Below are 16,766 nucleotides of genomic sequence, written 5' to 3'. Positions count from 1 at the left end.
GCCGGACCTTTCACGAACAATCTTACCGTTGGCGCCTCCCCTCACTGTCCTGCCGGACATCTCTCCCCGTCACTATACGGGGAGAGGATGCCGGCAGGCAGGTGAGGGGCAGCGCCGACTGATGACCGCTACAATGCTCTAGGACTATTTCCTACGGATTTCCTCCTTGATGAGCGAACGCCGCTCATCACCGGACAGTCCGCATCGAACGCCCTGGCTAAGTATTTCACCCATACGGGGGACAACTTCATGCCTTCCACGGCGCTGATTTTTTCGCCGCGCATGCTCGGAGCACAAAATGACCAGTTTGGCCGTACGGCCGATTCTTGAATTGGGAGCCTTCATTCGCAAATCATATCATGGACCCGGAGGGGAAACCAAAACGATTTCAGGCAAGCCAGGCTACCCCCTCAACCTCATACCCTCCGGATCGAAAAACGGCATCGGCGCCACGACCGCGCGGGTCGGCACGCCATTAATGTCGATGCTGAGTTCGGTACCGACCGCCGTGAACGGCAAGCGCAGATGCGCGGTGGCCAGCACCCTGCCGAGAGAGTAGCCGTGGTCGCTGTAGGTGACGATGCCGGCATCCTCGCCATCGGCCAGGATCCTGGCGTCCGTCGCCGCCGGTTTGTCGCCGTCGAGGATCAGTCCCGTCCAGCGCTCGTCGAGGCCCTTGTCGCGGATTTTGAGCAGCGCTTCGCGGCCGATGAAATCGCCCTTGTCGAACTTGATCCAGCGGTCGAGGCCGACATGGAACGGCGTGCGGCTCTCGTCCATGTCGATGCCATGCGCCGGATAGGCCTTTTCCAGGCCGAGCGTGAACATCGCCAGCACGCCATAGGGTTTCAGGCCGAAGTCCTTGCCGGCCCGCATCAGCGTATCCCAGACGGAGGCCGCCTCGTCGGCCGGCACGAAGAGTTCGAAGCCGAGCTCGCCGGTGACGCCGGTGCGCGAGATCAGGACGCGAGTGCCATTGACATGGCCCGACGTGAACGCCCAGCGCTTGAGACCGTCCAGATCGGCATCCGAGATCATCGCCTTCAACAGTTCGCGCGAGCGCGGACCCTGGATGGTCGGGAAGGCTATCGCCGCGGTGATGTCGGTGACATAGGCCTTGCGGCCCTGGGCATGGTGCTGCAGCCAGGGCAGCATCTTCAGCCGGTTGACCGAGCCGGTGACCAGCATGAAATGCTCAGTCGCCAACCGGAACACGGTGAGGTCGTCCATGATGCCGCCATCCTCGCGGCAGACCGTGGAGTAGCGGACCTGGCCCGGCTTCATCGCCGCCGCGTCGTTGACGATGACATGGTTGACCAGCGCCTCGGCCTCCGGCCCCTTGATGTCCATCTTGCCCATGGTGCTGAGATCCTGCACGCCGACATTGGCGCGCGTGTTCAGGTGCTCGTCGGCGATGCCGGAATAATATTTGGCCGAGATGAAATCGCCGCCGACCCGACCCATGGTCGCGCCGAGCCCGACGATGCTGCTGTAGAAGGGGGAACGCCGCTCAGCCAAGAAGGTCTCCATCATTCATGAAAAGCAGCAGCGCCAAGCGGCGCTGCCGGAAGGCATTGGTTGCCGGTCTCAGTTGCCGTAGACGTCGAAGGCAAAATACTTGTCGTTGATTTCCTTGTATTTGCCGTTGGCGCGCAAGGCGTCGACCGCCGCATTGAACTTACCGGCAAGTTCCTTGTTGCCCTTCTGCAGGGCGATGCCGACGCCGGGTCCGTGAATGGCCGGATCGGCCGTCAGCGTGCCGAGCAGCTTGCAGCAGGCGCCATCGGGCTTCTTCAGCCATTCGGTCAGGATGATCGAGCCGTCCATCATGGCGTCGAGGCGGCCATTGGCCATGTCGGTGCGGGCATCGTCGCCGGTCGGGTAGGCCTTGACGGTCGAGCCCGCATATTTCTGCTCGGCGAATTTCTGGTGGATGGTGGCGGTCTGCACGCCGAGCGCCTTGCCCTTCAAATCGTCGGGTGAGGTGCCCGCGATGGTCGAATCCTTCGGCACGGCGATGGCCGGCGGCGTCTGGTAATATTTGTGGGTGAACTCGACCTTCTGCGCCCGCTCGGGCGTAATGGTGATGTTGATGATGGCATCGAACTTGCCGGCTTGCAGCGCCGGAATAGAGCCGTCGAAATCCTGAACGGTGAATTCGCATTCGGCCTTCATCTCAGCACACAACGCCTTGCCGAGATCGATGTCGAAGCCGCCCAGCGTGCCGTCGGCACTGGCGTAGTTGAAGGGCGGATAGGCGCCCTCGGTGCCGATCCTGAGCTTGTCCTGGGCGCTGGCGGCACCGCTGGCAAGGGTAAGGGCGACGGAAGCGGCAAGCACGAAACGACCGAAAAGACGCATGTTCCAGATCTCCGTTGACCGGAGAAGTCTACGGGCTTTCATTCGCGCGGCGGAGACGGAAGCGACATGCGCTGCGGCGATCACGGCGCCGTGAGCGATCCACGCCGTGGCGGATAGCAGTGCGTTAGCCGGCGCGCTGCCGGTCCGTCGCCTTGCGGTCAATTGTGAGACCGCCCGCCGACAGAACCACGCCGAACTTCTCGCTGGCTTCCTCTGAGGTGTAGTACCCCAGCGCTACGTCGCGAAGCACGAGATTGGCGTCACGCTCTAACGGATCGCCATAGCCGCCACCGCCCGGCGTGCCGACGCGCACGCGGTCGCCGGCCTTGAGCGGAATGTCCTGCTCCTTGGACAGATGCGGCGGCACATGTTCGACGCCGCCACGGAAGACCGTCACGCTGTTGGGTTCGCCATCCTTGCCGCCGAGCGCGCCTTGCGGACCGAAACGGCCGTGATCCATGACGAAGGAGGCCCGCGCGTCGCCGCGCAGGATCTCCACCTCATAGGCGAGGCCGAAACCGCCGCGATGCTTGCCGGCGCCGCCCGAGCCTTCGCGCAGGGCGTAGTGGCGATAGAGCACCGGAAAGGCCTGTTCCATGATCTCGACCGGCGGCGATTTGGAGATGCCGATGGTCGAGCAACCATTGGTCAGCCCGTCATGGCCAGAATTGCCGCCATAACCGCCGCCGGAGATCTGGTACATGACGTAATCGCGGCCGCGCGCCGGATCGTTGCCGCCCAGCGCGAAATTGCCGCTGGAGCCGGCGGGTGCGGCCGTCACCTTGTCGGGCAATGCCTGCACCATGGCCGCGAATACCGCCTCGGCGATGCGCTGCGAGACTTCCGCCGCGCAGCCCGACACCGGACGCGGATATTTGGCGTCGAGGAAGGTGCCCTCCGGCCGCTTGACGATCAACGGTTCGAAAGCGCCGGCGCTGATCGGCACATCCGGGAAAATGTGGCGCATGGCGAGATAGACCGACGACAGGGTCGTCGCCAGCACGCTGTTCATCGGCCCGGCGCAAGGCCTGGACGAACCTGTAAAATCGAAGGTCAGCGTGTCGCCTTGTTTCTCCACCGCAAGCGCGATGGTCAGCGGCTCGTTGACCACCCCGTCGGAATCGACAAAGGCCTTCGAGCGATAGGTGCCGTCGGGAATGGCCGTGATGTTGGCGCGCATCTGCTCGGCGGCGCGGCGGCGCAGTTCGGCGATCGCCTCGACAACAGTTTCGTCTCCGTAACGATCCAGGATCCCGTTGAGCCGATCCTGGCCGATCAGCAGCGCCGCGGCCTGCGCCCTGATGTCGCCGATGCGCTGGTCGGCGACGCGGATGTTGGAGCAGATGATTGCGTAGATTTCGGGATCGAGCACGCCCTTCTTGAACAGTTTCACCGGCGGCAGCCGCAGGCCTTCCTGCTCGACCGCGGTGGCGGAGGCGGAGAAGCCGCCCGGCACCGAGCCGCCAATGTCGGGCCAGTGGCCGGTGTTGGACAGCCAGCAGAAGATCTTGCCGTCGCGGTAGACCGGCATGGCGAAGCGCACATCCATCAGATGCGTGCCGCCGAGATAGGGATCGTTGACGATATAGATGTCGCCCGGCTCAGGGGCCAGGCAACGGCCGTCGGCGATCATCTCGATCACCGTTTTCGTCGAATATTGCATGACGCCGACGAACACCGGCAGGCCTTGCGATCCTTGCGCGATCAGCGAGCCGTCGACGGCCGAATAGATGCCGTCGGAGCGGTCGTTGGCTTCCGCAATGACCGGCGAGAAGGCAGCGCGCGAGAAGGTCAGGTCCATCTCGTCGCAGACCTGCTGCAAGGCAGCCTGGAGGACCGAAAGCGTGATGGCGTCGAGCTTTGCCATATTGATGTCAGACATCTCAGGCCTCGCCAATGTCGATGATGATATTGCCGTCGGCGTCCGACCTTGCGCGGTCGCCGGGTTCGAGCACCGTGGTCGCATCCATCTGTTCGAGGATCGCCGGCCCTTCGATGACTGCATCGATCGGTAGCTTTTCGCGCGCGTATACCGGCGTGTCGTGCCACTGGCCCGCATACCAGACCGGCCGGATCTCGCGCCGCGCCGCGTCCAGCGTTTTCGCGCGCCCGGCCGGGTCGATCAGGCGCGACAGGTCGATCGCCGGGCGCACGCCGGTAACCGAGGTGTTGAGGTTGACCAGGTTGGCGCGGATTTCCGGCAGCTCGACCTTGAAGCGGGCGAAATAGGCCTTTTCGAACAGGGCCTGCAGCTCCTGCCGGCTCACCGTCGAGGACGGCAGCGGCACGTTGATGATGTGGGTCTGGCCGACGAACTGCATGTCGGCGGAGTGGGTGACGCGGATCGTCTCCGGCTTCACCGCTTCTTTGCCGATCAGTTCCTCACCTTCGTTTCGGTGCCGTTCCAATACATGGTGCAGCTGGGTTTCGTCGAGCACGGCAACCGGCTGGTTGATGGTGTTGACGAAGTCATGGCGCAGATCGGCGACGACGCAGCCGAGTGCATTGGTGATGCCGGGACGCGCCGGCACCAGCACCCGTGGCAGGCCGAGTTCGCGCGCCAGCGCGGTCGCATGCAGCGGCCCGGCGCCGCCGAAGGCAAACAGTGCGAAATCGCGCGGGTCATGGCCACGCGACACCGAGACCATGCGGATGGCGCCGGCCATCTTCATGTTGCCGAGCCGCAGCACAGCGCCCGCCGCCTCGACGCCCGACAGACCGGTTGCCCTGCCGATCTTCTCCTCGAAAATGCCGGTAACGCGCTCTGATGTGACCGGGTTTTCGACCGCCAGCAGCTTCTTCGGCGCCAGCCGGCCGAGCACCAGATTGGCGTCGGTGATGGTCGGCTCGAGACCGCCGCGGCCATAGCAAATCGGGCCGGGATTGGCGCCGGCGCTTTCGGGACCGATCTGGATCAGGCCGGCCGCGTCGACGCGGGCGATGGAACCGCCGCCGGCGCCGACCGTGTGCACCGCCACCATCGGCACATGGATCGGCATGGCATATTCGATCTCGATCTCGTTCGACACCGCCGGCTCGGCGTTGCGGATCAGCGCCACGTCGGTCGAGGTGCCGCCCATGTCGTAGGTGACGAGGTTTTCGAAGCCGGCACGCTTGCCCGTATAGGCGGCGGCGATGACGCCGGAGGCCGGGCCGGACATGACGGTCTTGGCCGATTCACGTGTGACGAAGCGGGCCGAGATCATGCCGCCATTGCCGTTCATGATCAGGAAGTCGCGGGCATAGCCTTTGGCCGCCAATTCCTTGCGCAGCCGCTCGACATAGCGCTCGAGGATCGGCTGCACCGAGGCATTCACGGAGGCGGTGACGCCGCGCTCGAATTCGCGCGCTTCCGACAGCAGCGTATGGCCCGTGGTGATGTAGCCGTTCGGCCAGAGCTCGGCGGCGATCTCGGCGGCGCGCCGCTCATGCGACGGGTTGGCGTAGGAATGCAGGAAGTGGATGACGAGGGATTCGCAGCCGGCTCCGATCAGCGCCTTCACCGCCTCGCGCATCCCGGCCTCGTCAAGCGGCGTGCGCACCGTGCCGGACGCCTCGACGCGCTCGGACACTTCGAGCCTGAGGTTGCGCGGGATGACGGGGACGAAAGTGCCGGTCATGCCATAGGGTTGCGGCCGCGTGCGCCGGCCAAGCTCGATCACGTCGCGAAAGCCGCGCGTGGTGATCATGCCGGTCTTGGCCAGCCGGCGCTCCAGCACGGCATTGGTGGTGGTGGTCGTGCCGTGCACGATGAGGTCGATGCCGTCGATCGCAAATCCGGTGGCGCCAAGTGCTGAGACCACACCGAAAGCCTGGTTGTCGACAGTCGTCGGGGTCTTGGCGATATGCACCTTGCCGCCGTGCTTGCCGTCGATCAGAAGCAGGTCGGTGAAGGTCCCGCCGACATCGATGCCGGCCACGACGCTGCCCAGGGAATCCGGCGGCTGCACCGAAAAATTCTCTTTCATTGTCGAAACCCGAAATGCTGGGACTACGGATATGGCACAGTTTGGAAAGGTGTTTCGCGGCGGTATCTTGACGCAAATATCGTTTGTATACTAATAAATTCCGGACACAAGAGCTTACCGCTTTGGAGTGTGCGAGCAGCACGCCGGGATCTGAACGGTCCGGGCGCGCAGGTAAAAGTTTGGCGCCCGCGTCCCCGGTTGGGCCAGAAAGTTGGATTTGATGAACACCACATCCGCCTTCAACACCGCCGGCGCCCGCCCGCTGCAGTTTCCTATACCGGCCAATGTCTATGCCGAAACGGTCGTCTCGGTGAAGCACTACACCGACCGGCTCTTTTCGTTCCGCATCACCCGTCCGCAGTCGCTGCGCTTCCGCTCCGGCGAGTTCGTCATGATCGGCCTGCCCAATGCCGAGAAGCCGGTGTTCCGCGCCTATTCGGTGGCAAGCCCGGCTTGGGACGAAGAGCTGGAATTCTTCTCGATCAAGGTGCCGGACGGCCCGCTGACCTCGGAACTGCAGAAGATCCAGGTCGGCGACACCGTTATCATGCGCCAGAAGTCGACCGGCACGCTGGTGGTCGACGCGCTGACCCCGGCCAAGCGGCTGTTCATGATCTCGACCGGCACCGGCATCGCGCCGTTCGCCAGCCTGCTGCGCGACCCCGACACCTATGAGAAATTCGACCAGCTGATCCTGACCCATACCTGCCGCGACAATGCCGAGCTGACCTACGGCCAGGAATTGGTGGCGGCGCTGGAAAGCGACCCGCTGATCGGCGAACTGACCACCGGGCGCGTCACGCTCTACAATTCGACGACCCGCGAAGAATCAGCTCGCATGGGCCGCATCACCGCGTTGATCGGCTCTGGCAAATTCTACGCCGATCTCGGCATCGAGAAGCTCAATCCGGAAACGGACCGCATCATGATCTGCGGCTCGATGCATATGCTGAAGGACGTCAAGGAACTCGCCGAAAGCCTCGGCTTCCAGGAAGGCTCGCTCAGCCATCCCGCGACTTTCGTCGTCGAGCGCGCTTTCGTCGGCTGAGGGCCTCTGCCCAGCCTGAGGACAGGCTGCCTTTCCAGGCGAATACCGAAGCCCGGATAGGCTGCCGCAACAGCTCCGGCCACTCCTTCCCAATAGCGAATACGGCAAGCGCGCGCCTGTCGCGTTGTCCCAGCCATATCTGATTTCAGGCCAGGCGAAGTGCCCCGCAATGGCAATGGCGACGTCTCCTGCGTCGACCGGACCGATGTATCCGTGGGCGGTTAACAAGCGCCTCGCATCCCCCCGGTCGATCGAGGCTCAGCCCTGACCCCGGGAGTAACTTTATCGCGATGGTGCATTCAGCGCGGCCTCACGCATCCTTGAATGCTGCGGCGCAACATGACCGACTTGTAACCTGACAGGGCTGGGTCGTCAGGACTACTGTCCCGGTGATCGACGCGGTCGGTCCTAACCCCCAACCATCCCGAAAAAGGCTTGATATCCTTGCCAGCCAGGTGGACGGCACCATGACTAATTCCACGACACAGCAAGCCAGGCGAAAACGACCCATGCGCTCCCGGGGCATCGTCCTGTTGACCACACTCCTCCTGCTCGGCGGCGGTTACGGCATATGGCGCAACCACGCCGAGGCAAGGGCAGCCACTCAATCGACGCCGCCCGCACCCAAGGTGCCGGTTACCGTGGCAACCGTGCAAAAGACCGATTTCCCGCTTTACCTCTATGGACTCGGCACGGTTACGCCGCTGAACAGCGTCAGCATCTCGAGCCGGGTCGCCGGTGTCGTCAACCAGGTTCCGGTCGATCAGGGACAGATGGTCAAGCAGGGCGATCTGCTCGCCGAGATCGACCCTCGCCCGTATCAGGCGGCGCTCGACCAGGCGAAGGCCAAGGAGGCGCAGGACGAAGCGACGCTCAAGAACGCGCAGGTCGTTCTCAATCGCCTTTCCACGCTCCTGAAAAAGACGTTCGAAACGCAGCAGGATGTCGATAACCAGCAAGCAGTGGTCACGACGGCAGCCGCCACGATCGAGGGTGACAAGGCCGCGGTCGAGGCGGCGCAACTCAACCTCGATTTCACCAAGATCACGGCGCCGCTGACCGGCAAGACGAGCTTCCGCACCATCGATCCGGGCAACATCGTGCAGGCCGGCCAGAGCCCCGGGCTTTTCACGGTCGTGCAGCTTCAGCCGATCTATGTGTCATTCACGCAACCGCAGGACGAGGTTTCGACCATCAACAAGGTTTTCGCGGCCGGTCCGGTTGCGATCGATACACTTGGCGCGGATATGAAGACCGTGCTGGCGAGCGGCAGGCTGGAAGCGATCCAGAACGCGGTCGACCAGGCTTCCGGCACGATTTCGCTCAAGGCAACGTTTACGAACCAGGACAATGCGCTATGGCCGGGCCTGTCCGTCAACACACGCATACGCATCGGCACGATGGCAGGCGCGATCGTGGTGCCCGACGAAGCTGTCCAGCATGGCCCTGACGGGCTCTTCGCCTATGTCGTCGGCGACGACGCCAAGGTCCGTCGCCAGACCGTCAAGACAGGCCCTTCCGACGGCGGCGAGACGGTCGTCACCGACGGTCTCGCCGCGGGGCAACGTGTCGTGGTTGCCGGCCAATACCGGGTGGTTGACGGCGCAAGCGTCGACGCCGCCACGGGTCCCGGCGCCGGACAGGCGCAGAGCGGCGCTGCCGGAGGTGCAAGCTGATGGCACAGATCGGTGTTTCCACGCCTTTCATCCGCTATCCCGTCGCCACGTCGCTTCTGATGATCGGCGTGCTGTTCGTCGGCGTGGTCGCCTATCTCAACCTGCCGGTCGCGGCGATGCCGAACGTCGACTTTCCGACGATCCAGGTGTCCACCAGCCTGCCGGGCGCCGATCCGATCACCATCGCGTCGTCGGTGACCCAGCCACTCGAGACGCAGTTCGCGCAGATCCCGGGCATTGCCGAAATGACATCGAGCAGCCTGTCCGGTTCCAGCCAGGTCACCTTGCAATTCGCGCTCGACGTCGACATCGCATCGGCGGCCGGGCTGGTGCAATCGGCCATCAATGCCGCCGGCGGACAGCTGCCGAAGAACCTTCCCAATCCGCCCACCTACCGGGAGGTCAACCCGACGGATTCGCCGATTATGCTGATCGGGGCCAGTTCGACCGACTTGCCGCTGACAACGTTGAGCGACGACGTCTACACCAAGCTCGCGCAGGTGATCAGTCATGTCGACGGCGTCGGCCAGGTGCTGGTCGGCGGCCAGCAGACACCGTCGATCCGCGTCCAGCTCGATCCGGCCAAGCTCGCGGCAAGGGGCCTGTCACTGGAAGCGGTGCGTCCCCCGCTGTCGATCGGCACGGTGGACCTGCCCAAGGGCAACATCCAGGGCGAAGTACGCTCCTTCACCATCTTCTCAAACGACCAGATGACGGCGGCCGATGACTGGAACAACGCCATCATCGCCTATCGCGACGGCGCGCCGGTGCGGGTCAAGGATGTCGGCCGGGCCGTGCTCGACGCGCAGGACTACACCCAGGCCGGTTGGACCGACACGACACGCGGCGTCGTGCTCGTCATATTCAAGGAGCCCGGCGCCAACATCATCGACACGGTCGACAGGATCAAGGCGGAGCTGCCGATGCTGACCGCCTCGATGCCGGCTTCACTGAAGCTCCAGGTGCTTTCCGACCGCACCCAGACCATCCGCGCCTCGGTGGCGGACGTGCAGTTCACGCTGATGCTCACCATCGGGATGGTGGTGATGGTGATCTTCCTGTTCCTGCGAAATGTCTGGGCAACCGCCATCCCGGCTTTCACCGTGCCGCTGGCGCTGCTTGGCGCATGCGCCTTGATGTGGTCCGCCGGCTACAGCATCGACAATCTGTCGCTGATGGCGTTGACGATCTCGATCGGCTTTGTCGTCGACGACGCCATCGTCATGCTGGAGAACATCGTCCGCTACATCGAGCATGGCGAAAAACCGATGGATGCCGCGATCCGCGGGGCCAGCGAGATCGGCTTCACCATCATGTCGATCTCGATTTCGCTGGTGGCCGTGCTGATCCCGCTGCTCCTGATGAGCGGCAATATCGGCCGCCTGTTCAAGGAGTTCGCGGTGACGCTGGCGATGACCATCCTGGTTTCGGCCTGCGTTTCGCTGACGCTGACGCCGATGCTGGCCTCGCGTTTCATCAAGCCGGCGAACGAGGAGCATCACGGCAGGCTCTACCGGTGGAGCGAAAGCGTTTTCGACGGGATGCTGCGCGCCTATGAGCGCGGCCTCGACCATGCGCTCGGGCATCGTTTCATCACGCTGCTGGTGTTCCTGACCTGTGTGGGCCTTACCGGCTATTTCTTCACGCTGGTGCCGAGCGGCTTCTTCCCACAGCAGGATACCGGCCTGATCTTCGGCCAGGTGATCGCCGGGCAGGATGTCTCCACCGGCCAGATGCAGTCCTACATGGCGCGATTTGCCGGGATCGTCTCCAAGGATCCGGCGGTGGCGCATTTTGCGGCATCGACGGGCGGCAATGGCAACACGCAGAACACCGGCCGCTTGTTCATCCAGCTGAAGCCACGCGACGAGCGGGACGTTTCCGCCGACCAGATCATCCGGCGGCTGCAGCCGAAGCTTTCGGCCGTCCAAGGCGCGCGCTTGTTCATGCAGGCCTCTCAGGACGTGCGCGTCGGCGGCAAACTGTCCGCGTCACAATATCAATATGTGCTGGAAAGCAGCGACCTCGACACGCTGGATAGCTGGGCGCCCAAGCTGTTGACGGCCCTACAGCGCCTACCCGAATTGCGGGACGTCTCGACCGACCAGATGAGTTCCGGCACGACGCTGACGCTGCAGGTCGATCGCGATCAGGCTGCCCGCTATGGGCTAACGGCGAACGATGTCGACAACACGCTCAACGATGCCTTCGGGCAACGCCAGATCGCCCAGTATTTCACGCAGCTTTCGACCTATGACGTGATCCTGGAGGTGCTGCCGTCGCTGCGCGGCGACATCAAGGCGCTCAACCAGATCTACCTGACGACGCCGAGCGGTTCGCAGGTGCCGCTCTCGGCGATTGCCAGATGGACCACGAAGCCCGTACAGCCGCTGGTGATCAACCATGAAGGCCAGTTCCCGTCGGTGACGATCAGCTTCAACCTGGCGCCCAATGTCGCGCTCGGCCAGGCCACCGCCGCGATCGACAGAACCGCCGCCGAGATGCGGCTGCCGGCGACCATCCAAACCAATTACACGGGGACGGCGCAGGCCTTCCAGCAGTCGCTGTCTTCGGTGCCAGTGCTTATCCTCGGCGCCCTGGTCGTGGTCTACCTGATCCTCGGCATCCTCTACGAAAGCTACATCCACCCGCTGACCATTCTCTCCACGCTGCCCTCCGCCGGGCTTGGCGCGCTGGGTACGCTGCTCGTCTTCCATATGGAGTTCAACCTGATCGGCCTGATCGGCGTCATCCTGCTCATCGGCATTGTCAAGAAGAACGGCATCATGATGGTCGACTTTGCCATCGCGGCCGAGAGGGACCAGAACCTCAGCTCGCTGGAATCGATCCGCCAGGCCTGCCTGCTGCGCTTCCGGCCGATCATGATGACCACCATGGTCTCCATGCTGGGCGCGTTGCCGCTGATGCTGGAGAACGGTACGGGGGCGGAAATCCGCCAGCCGCTCGGCTACACGATGTTCGGCGGGCTGCTTGTCAGCCAGGCGCTGACGCTCTTCACCACGCCGGTGATCTATCTCTACCTCGACGACCTTTCCCATTGGCTCACCTCATTGCGCAGGCATGAGCAGGATGACGGCGAACCCGAAGGCGTGGAGGCTGAAATCGGCCCGGCTCGGCGCAAGCTGGCGGCCGAGTAGGCCTTACGTCAGCGCCTAAGGTCGGCATCGGACCGACAGGCTTGTGGCCTCGGTCCAAACGATCGTGTAAGTATCGCCCTAAACGAGAAAGGGCAGGAAATGAGCAACACGATCCGCGAAGCCGAGCCTGGCACCAGCGCGTCCAAGGTGACGCCGCTGCCGGCCCGCGCCGCCGCCAACACCCCCGTACCGCTGGACCATCGCATCGCGCGCAATCCCGGCATGAAACTCGACCTCGGCTTCATGGAATCGGTGCGCAGCGTCAACCGTTCGGCGCTGGAACGGCGCGTCGCCAGCCTGACCAAACGGCGTTCGATCAAGGCCGACAACCAGGCGGCCTGGCTGCTGCGCGCCGTCGCCTGCATGGATCTGACGACGCTGAACTCCAACGACACCGAGGAGCGCGTGCGCCGGCTCTGCGCCAAGGCGATCAACCCGTTCCGCCGCGACATCGTCGAAGGCCTCGGCATTGCGGGTGAAACCATCCGGCCGGCTGCCGTCTGCGTCTACCATCCCTTCGTCGCCACGGCCGTCGATGCCGTGCGCGGCACCGGCATTCATGTCGCGGCCGTCTCCACCGCCTTTCCGCATGGCCTGGCGCCCCTGTCGACCCGGCTGCAGGAAATCGAGGCTTCGGTGCGCGACGGCGCCGACGAGATCGATGTCGTCATTCCGCGCGGGCTGGTGTTCGGCGCCAAGTGGCGGGAGCTCTACAACGAGATCGTCTCGATGCGCGCCGCCTGCGGCGACGCGCATCTGAAGGTCATTCTGGGCACCGGCGACCTCGCCACTTTGCGCAACGTCATGCTGGCCTCGATGGTGGCGATGATGGCGGGCGCCGATTTCATCAAGACCTCGACCGGCAAGGAAAGCGTCAACGCGACGCTGCCCGTTGGCCTTGCCATGGTGCGCGCCATCAGGGCCTATTTCGAGGAAACCGGCTATCTCATCGGCTTCAAGCCGGCCGGCGGCATTTCCACCGCCAAGGCCTCGCTCGACTGGCTGGTGCTGATGAAGGAAGAACTCGGCCGGCCATGGCTGGAACCGGAACTGTTCCGCTTCGGCGCGTCGAGCCTTTTGACCGACATCGAGCGGCAGCTCGAGCATCATCTGACCGGTCACTATTCGGCCAATCACCGCCACGCAATGGCTTGAGCACCCAATTACCCCCACCCCGATCGGCTTCGCCGATCGACCCTCCCCACAAGGGGGAGGGTAAAGGAGGCATCCCATGAATATTCTCGACCGCTATCATGCCATGGAATACGGCCCGGCGCCGGAAGCCCGCAACGAGGCCGATGCGTGGCTTGCCGCGCGCGACTTCGGCAAGGCGCTGTTCATCGACGGCGGCTGGAAAGCCGCTTCCGGCGGCAAGACCTTCGACACCAGCGAGCCGTCTTCCGGCAAGCTGCTGGCCAAGGTCTCCGACGCCAGTGCGGCCGACATCGACGCGGCGGTTGCGGCCGCCACCAAGGCGCTGCCGAAATGGAGCGCCAGTTCAGGCTACGCCAGGGCAAAGGTGCTCTACGCCATCGGCCGCGCCATGCAGCGGCATCAGCGCCTGTTCGCGGTGCTGGAATCGATCGACAACGGCAAGCCGATCCGCGAAAGCCGCGACATCGACGTGCCCCTGGCGATCCGCCATTTCATCCATCATGCCGGCTGGGCGCAAGCGCTGGACAAGGATTTTCCCGGCCACAAGGGCGTCGGTGTCGTCGGTCAGATCATACCGTGGAATTTCCCGCTGCTGATGCTGGCCTGGAAGATCGCACCGGCACTGGCCGCCGGCTGCACGGTGGTGCTGAAGCCTGCCGAATTCACGCCGCTCACCGCCATCCTGTTCGCCGAAATCTGCGAGCGTGCCGGCGTGCCGAAGGGCGTCGTCAACATCGTGCAGGGCGGCCCAGAAGCGGGCGCGGCCATCGTCAACCATCCCGGCATCCAGAAGATCGCCTTCACCGGCTCGTCGGAAGTCGGCAAGATCATCAGGAAAGCCACCGCCGGGTCGGGCAAAAAACTGTCGCTGGAGCTCGGCGGCAAGTCGGCCTTCATCGTCTTCGAGGACGCCGATCTCGACAGCGCCGTGGAAGGCCTGGTCGACGGCATCTGGTTCAACCAGGGCCAGGTCTGCTGCGCCGGGTCGCGGCTCCTGGTGCAGGAAGGCATCGCCGAGGCCTTGATCGCCAAGGTCAAGACGCGGATGAGCCGGCTGCGCGTCGGCAGCCCGCTCGACAAGAACACCGATATCGGCCCGCTGGTCGACTTGACCCAGCTTGACCGCGTCAAAGGCCTGGTCGCCGAAGGCGCCAGGCAGGGCGCCGTCTGCTGGCAGCCGGACGCAGCACTGCCGTCTTCCGGCTACTACCATCTGCCGACACTCGCCACCGGCGTTTCGCCGGCTAATATCCTGGCGCAGGAAGAGGTGTTTGGACCGGTTCTGGCGACCATGACCTTCCGCAACACCGAGGAAGCGATCGAGCTTGCCAACAACACGCGCTATGGGCTCGCGGCGAGCGTGTGGAGCGAGAACGTCAACCTCGCCTTGCACGTGGCGCCGCAATTGAAGGCCGGCGTGGTCTGGGTCAACGGCACCAACATGTTCGACGCCGCTTGCGGCTTCGGCGGCTACCGCGAGAGCGGCTTCGGCCGCGAGGGCGGGCGCGAAGGCATGTTCGAATATCTCGCGGCAAAGCTGCCGCTCGGACCGGTCATCAAGCCGGCGGTGGTCTCCGCGCAGCCCGTCGAGCAGGCTGACGGCGCGGCCATCGACCGCACCGCAAAACTGTTCATCGGCGGCAAGCAAATTCGGCCCGATAGCAATTATTCGCTGGCTGTCGCCACCGCCAAGGGTAAGCTGGCCGGCGAAGTCGGCTTTGGCAACCGCAAGGACATCCGTGACGCCGTCGCCGCCGCACGCGCCTGCAAGGGCTGGCCGGAAGCCACCGCCTATAACCGCTCCCAGGTGCTGTATTACCTGGCGGAGAATCTTTCCGGCCGCGCCGGCGAATTCGCCGCCCGTCTCAGTGAGCTGACCGGCGCCAACGCCAAGGCCGCGCGGGAAGAGGTAGAGCAATCCATCGAAAGGCTGTTTCTCTATGCCGGCCTCGCCGACAAGTTCGAGGGGCGCGTGCACCAACCGCCGGCTCGCGCCGTGACGCTGGCGCTGCATGAGCCGGTCGGCGTCGTCGGCATCGTCGCGCCGGATGCCTCGCCGCTGCTCGGCCTGATCTCGCTGATCGCGCCGGCGCTGGCCATGGGCAATACGGTGGTCGCGGTGCCTTCGGAACGCTATCCGCTGCTCGCCACCGATCTCTATCAGGTCATCGAATATTCCGACGTTCCGGCCGGCGCGATCAACATTGTCACCGGCCGCACGGCGGAACTTGCCGGCGTGCTGGCCAAGCATGACGATGTCGACGGGCTCTGGGTGTTCGCCGACGCCGAGACCTGCGCCAAGGCGGAGGCCGAATCCATCGGCAACCTCAAGCGCGTCTGGAGCGGCAATGGCCGCAGCCTCGACTGGGCATCCGACGAGGCGGCCGGCGATGCTTTCCTGCGCCGCGCCGTCGAGGTGAAGAATGTCTGGGTGCCTTACGGCGACTGACATTTCCAGACTGTCGCAATGGTGATCGTGTTCGGGCTTGACGCCCGGACACATGTTCTTTAACGAGAAAAAACATCTTTATCAGTGAACTGGCTGCGACACAGGCCGCACAATCGAGCCTGACTGGCACATGACGCCTTGGCCGGCCGCCGATAAAGGCAGTTGACCCAAGCAGGCGAGGAAAGAAGCATGGCGGATCTGGCAGGCAAGGTCGTTGTCATCACGGCGGCGGCGCAAGGCATCGGCAAGGCGAGCGCGCTGGCCTTCGCCAAGACTGGAGCCACCGTCCACGCCACCGACATCAACGAGACGCTTCTCGCCGAACTTGCCAAGACGCCTGGGATCAAGACCCGCAAGCTCGATGTGCTCAACGACGAGGCGGTCAACGCCGCCTTCACCGAGATCGGCCGCGTCGACGTGCTGTTCAACTGCGCCGGCTTTGTCCATTCCGGCTCGATCCTGGAGATGAAGGATGACGATCTCGATTTCGCCTTCAACCTCAATGTCCGCGCCATGATCCGCACCATCAGGGCCGTGCTGCCCGGTATGCTGGAGCGCGGCGACGGATCGATCGTCAACATGTCTTCGGTCGCCGGCGCCGGCAAAGGCGTGCCGAACCGCTTTGCCTATGGCGTTACCAAGGCCGCTGTCATCGGCCTGACCAAGGCGATTGCCGCCGACTATGTCGGCAAGGGCATACGCTGCAACGCCATCTGCCCCGGCACGGTCGAGAGCCCGTCGCTGCAGGACCGCATGCATGCGCAAGGCGACTACGAAGCCGCCCGCGCCGCCTTCATCGCCCGCCAGCCGATGGGCAGGCTCGGCACGCCGGAGGAAATCGCCGATATAGCCGTCTACCTGGCCGGCGCAACCTACACGTCCGGACAGGCCTATAATATCGACGGCGGCTGGTCGATCTGAGATCGGGCTGCGCCCTAACGTTTGCCGCGG

At 64.1% G+C, this 16,766-nt stretch carries 10 protein-coding genes; 6 read left to right on the top strand and 4 right to left on the bottom strand.

Annotation, left to right across the window (positions count from 1 at the left end; translation table 11 throughout):
- Positions 1-402 precede the first annotated feature (402 nt).
- The 4 genes from AB4Z43_RS10340 to AB4Z43_RS10325 all read right to left on the bottom strand — a co-directional run bounded on the left by AB4Z43_RS10340 (position 403) and on the right by AB4Z43_RS10325 (position 6,329).
- Positions 403-1,533 carry an aminomethyltransferase family protein gene (locus tag AB4Z43_RS10340; RefSeq protein ID WP_441937291.1) on the bottom strand — a complete coding sequence of 377 codons (1,131 nt, stop codon included), beginning with the start codon at positions 1,531-1,533 and terminating at the stop codon, positions 403-405.
- Between the two features lie 54 nt (positions 1,534-1,587).
- Entirely contained in the window at positions 1,588-2,361 is a 774-nt protein-coding gene (locus AB4Z43_RS10335) for an ABC transporter substrate-binding protein (RefSeq protein WP_441937289.1), read from the bottom strand.
- Positions 2,362-2,485: 124 nt separating this feature from the next.
- Positions 2,486-4,228, bottom strand: coding sequence for a hydantoinase B/oxoprolinase family protein (locus AB4Z43_RS10330; RefSeq protein WP_441937749.1), 1,743 nt, complete (start codon positions 4,226-4,228; stop codon positions 2,486-2,488).
- Between the two features lie 16 nt (positions 4,229-4,244).
- Entirely contained in the window at positions 4,245-6,329 is a 2,085-nt protein-coding gene (locus tag AB4Z43_RS10325; protein WP_441937288.1) for a hydantoinase/oxoprolinase family protein, read from the bottom strand.
- 220 nt (positions 6,330-6,549) lie between these two features.
- Here AB4Z43_RS10325 and AB4Z43_RS10320 point away from each other — a divergent pair, with 220 nt between their 5' ends.
- The 6 genes from AB4Z43_RS10320 to AB4Z43_RS10295 all read left to right on the top strand — a co-directional run bounded on the left by AB4Z43_RS10320 (position 6,550) and on the right by AB4Z43_RS10295 (position 16,736).
- Entirely contained in the window at positions 6,550-7,377 is an 828-nt protein-coding gene (locus AB4Z43_RS10320) for a ferredoxin--NADP reductase (protein ID WP_019862391.1), read from the top strand.
- Between the two features lie 533 nt (positions 7,378-7,910).
- Complete coding sequence (locus tag AB4Z43_RS10315; RefSeq protein WP_441937284.1) at positions 7,911-9,053, top strand: efflux RND transporter periplasmic adaptor subunit; 1,143 nt, start codon at positions 7,911-7,913, stop codon at positions 9,051-9,053.
- The gene (locus tag AB4Z43_RS10310) at positions 9,053-12,211 is read left to right on the top strand and encodes an efflux RND transporter permease subunit (protein ID WP_441937282.1); all 3,159 of its coding nucleotides are present in this window, start codon (positions 9,053-9,055) and stop codon (positions 12,209-12,211) included. Before AB4Z43_RS10315 ends, AB4Z43_RS10310 begins: the two co-directional genes overlap by 1 nt.
- A gap of 99 nt (positions 12,212-12,310) precedes the next feature.
- Positions 12,311-13,366 (top strand): deoxyribose-phosphate aldolase, encoded by a 1,056-nt coding sequence (gene deoC / locus AB4Z43_RS10305; protein WP_038651093.1) that lies wholly within the window; start codon positions 12,311-12,313, stop codon positions 13,364-13,366.
- A 76-nt stretch (positions 13,367-13,442) separates the two neighbouring features.
- Positions 13,443-15,815, top strand: coding sequence for an aldehyde dehydrogenase family protein (locus AB4Z43_RS10300; protein WP_441937280.1), 2,373 nt, complete (start codon positions 13,443-13,445; stop codon positions 15,813-15,815).
- Between the two features lie 189 nt (positions 15,816-16,004).
- Complete coding sequence (locus AB4Z43_RS10295) at positions 16,005-16,736, top strand: SDR family oxidoreductase (RefSeq protein ID WP_441937278.1); 732 nt, start codon at positions 16,005-16,007, stop codon at positions 16,734-16,736.
- Positions 16,737-16,766: the final 30 nt, after the last annotated feature.

Origin of the sequence: Mesorhizobium sp. 2RAF45 (assembly GCF_052115225.1) — a bacterium.
GTDB lineage: Bacteria > Pseudomonadota > Alphaproteobacteria > Rhizobiales > Rhizobiaceae > Mesorhizobium > Mesorhizobium jarvisii.
The sequence above is the reverse complement of the archived record's forward strand: the minus strand, read 5'-3'. Positions and strand labels throughout refer to the sequence as shown.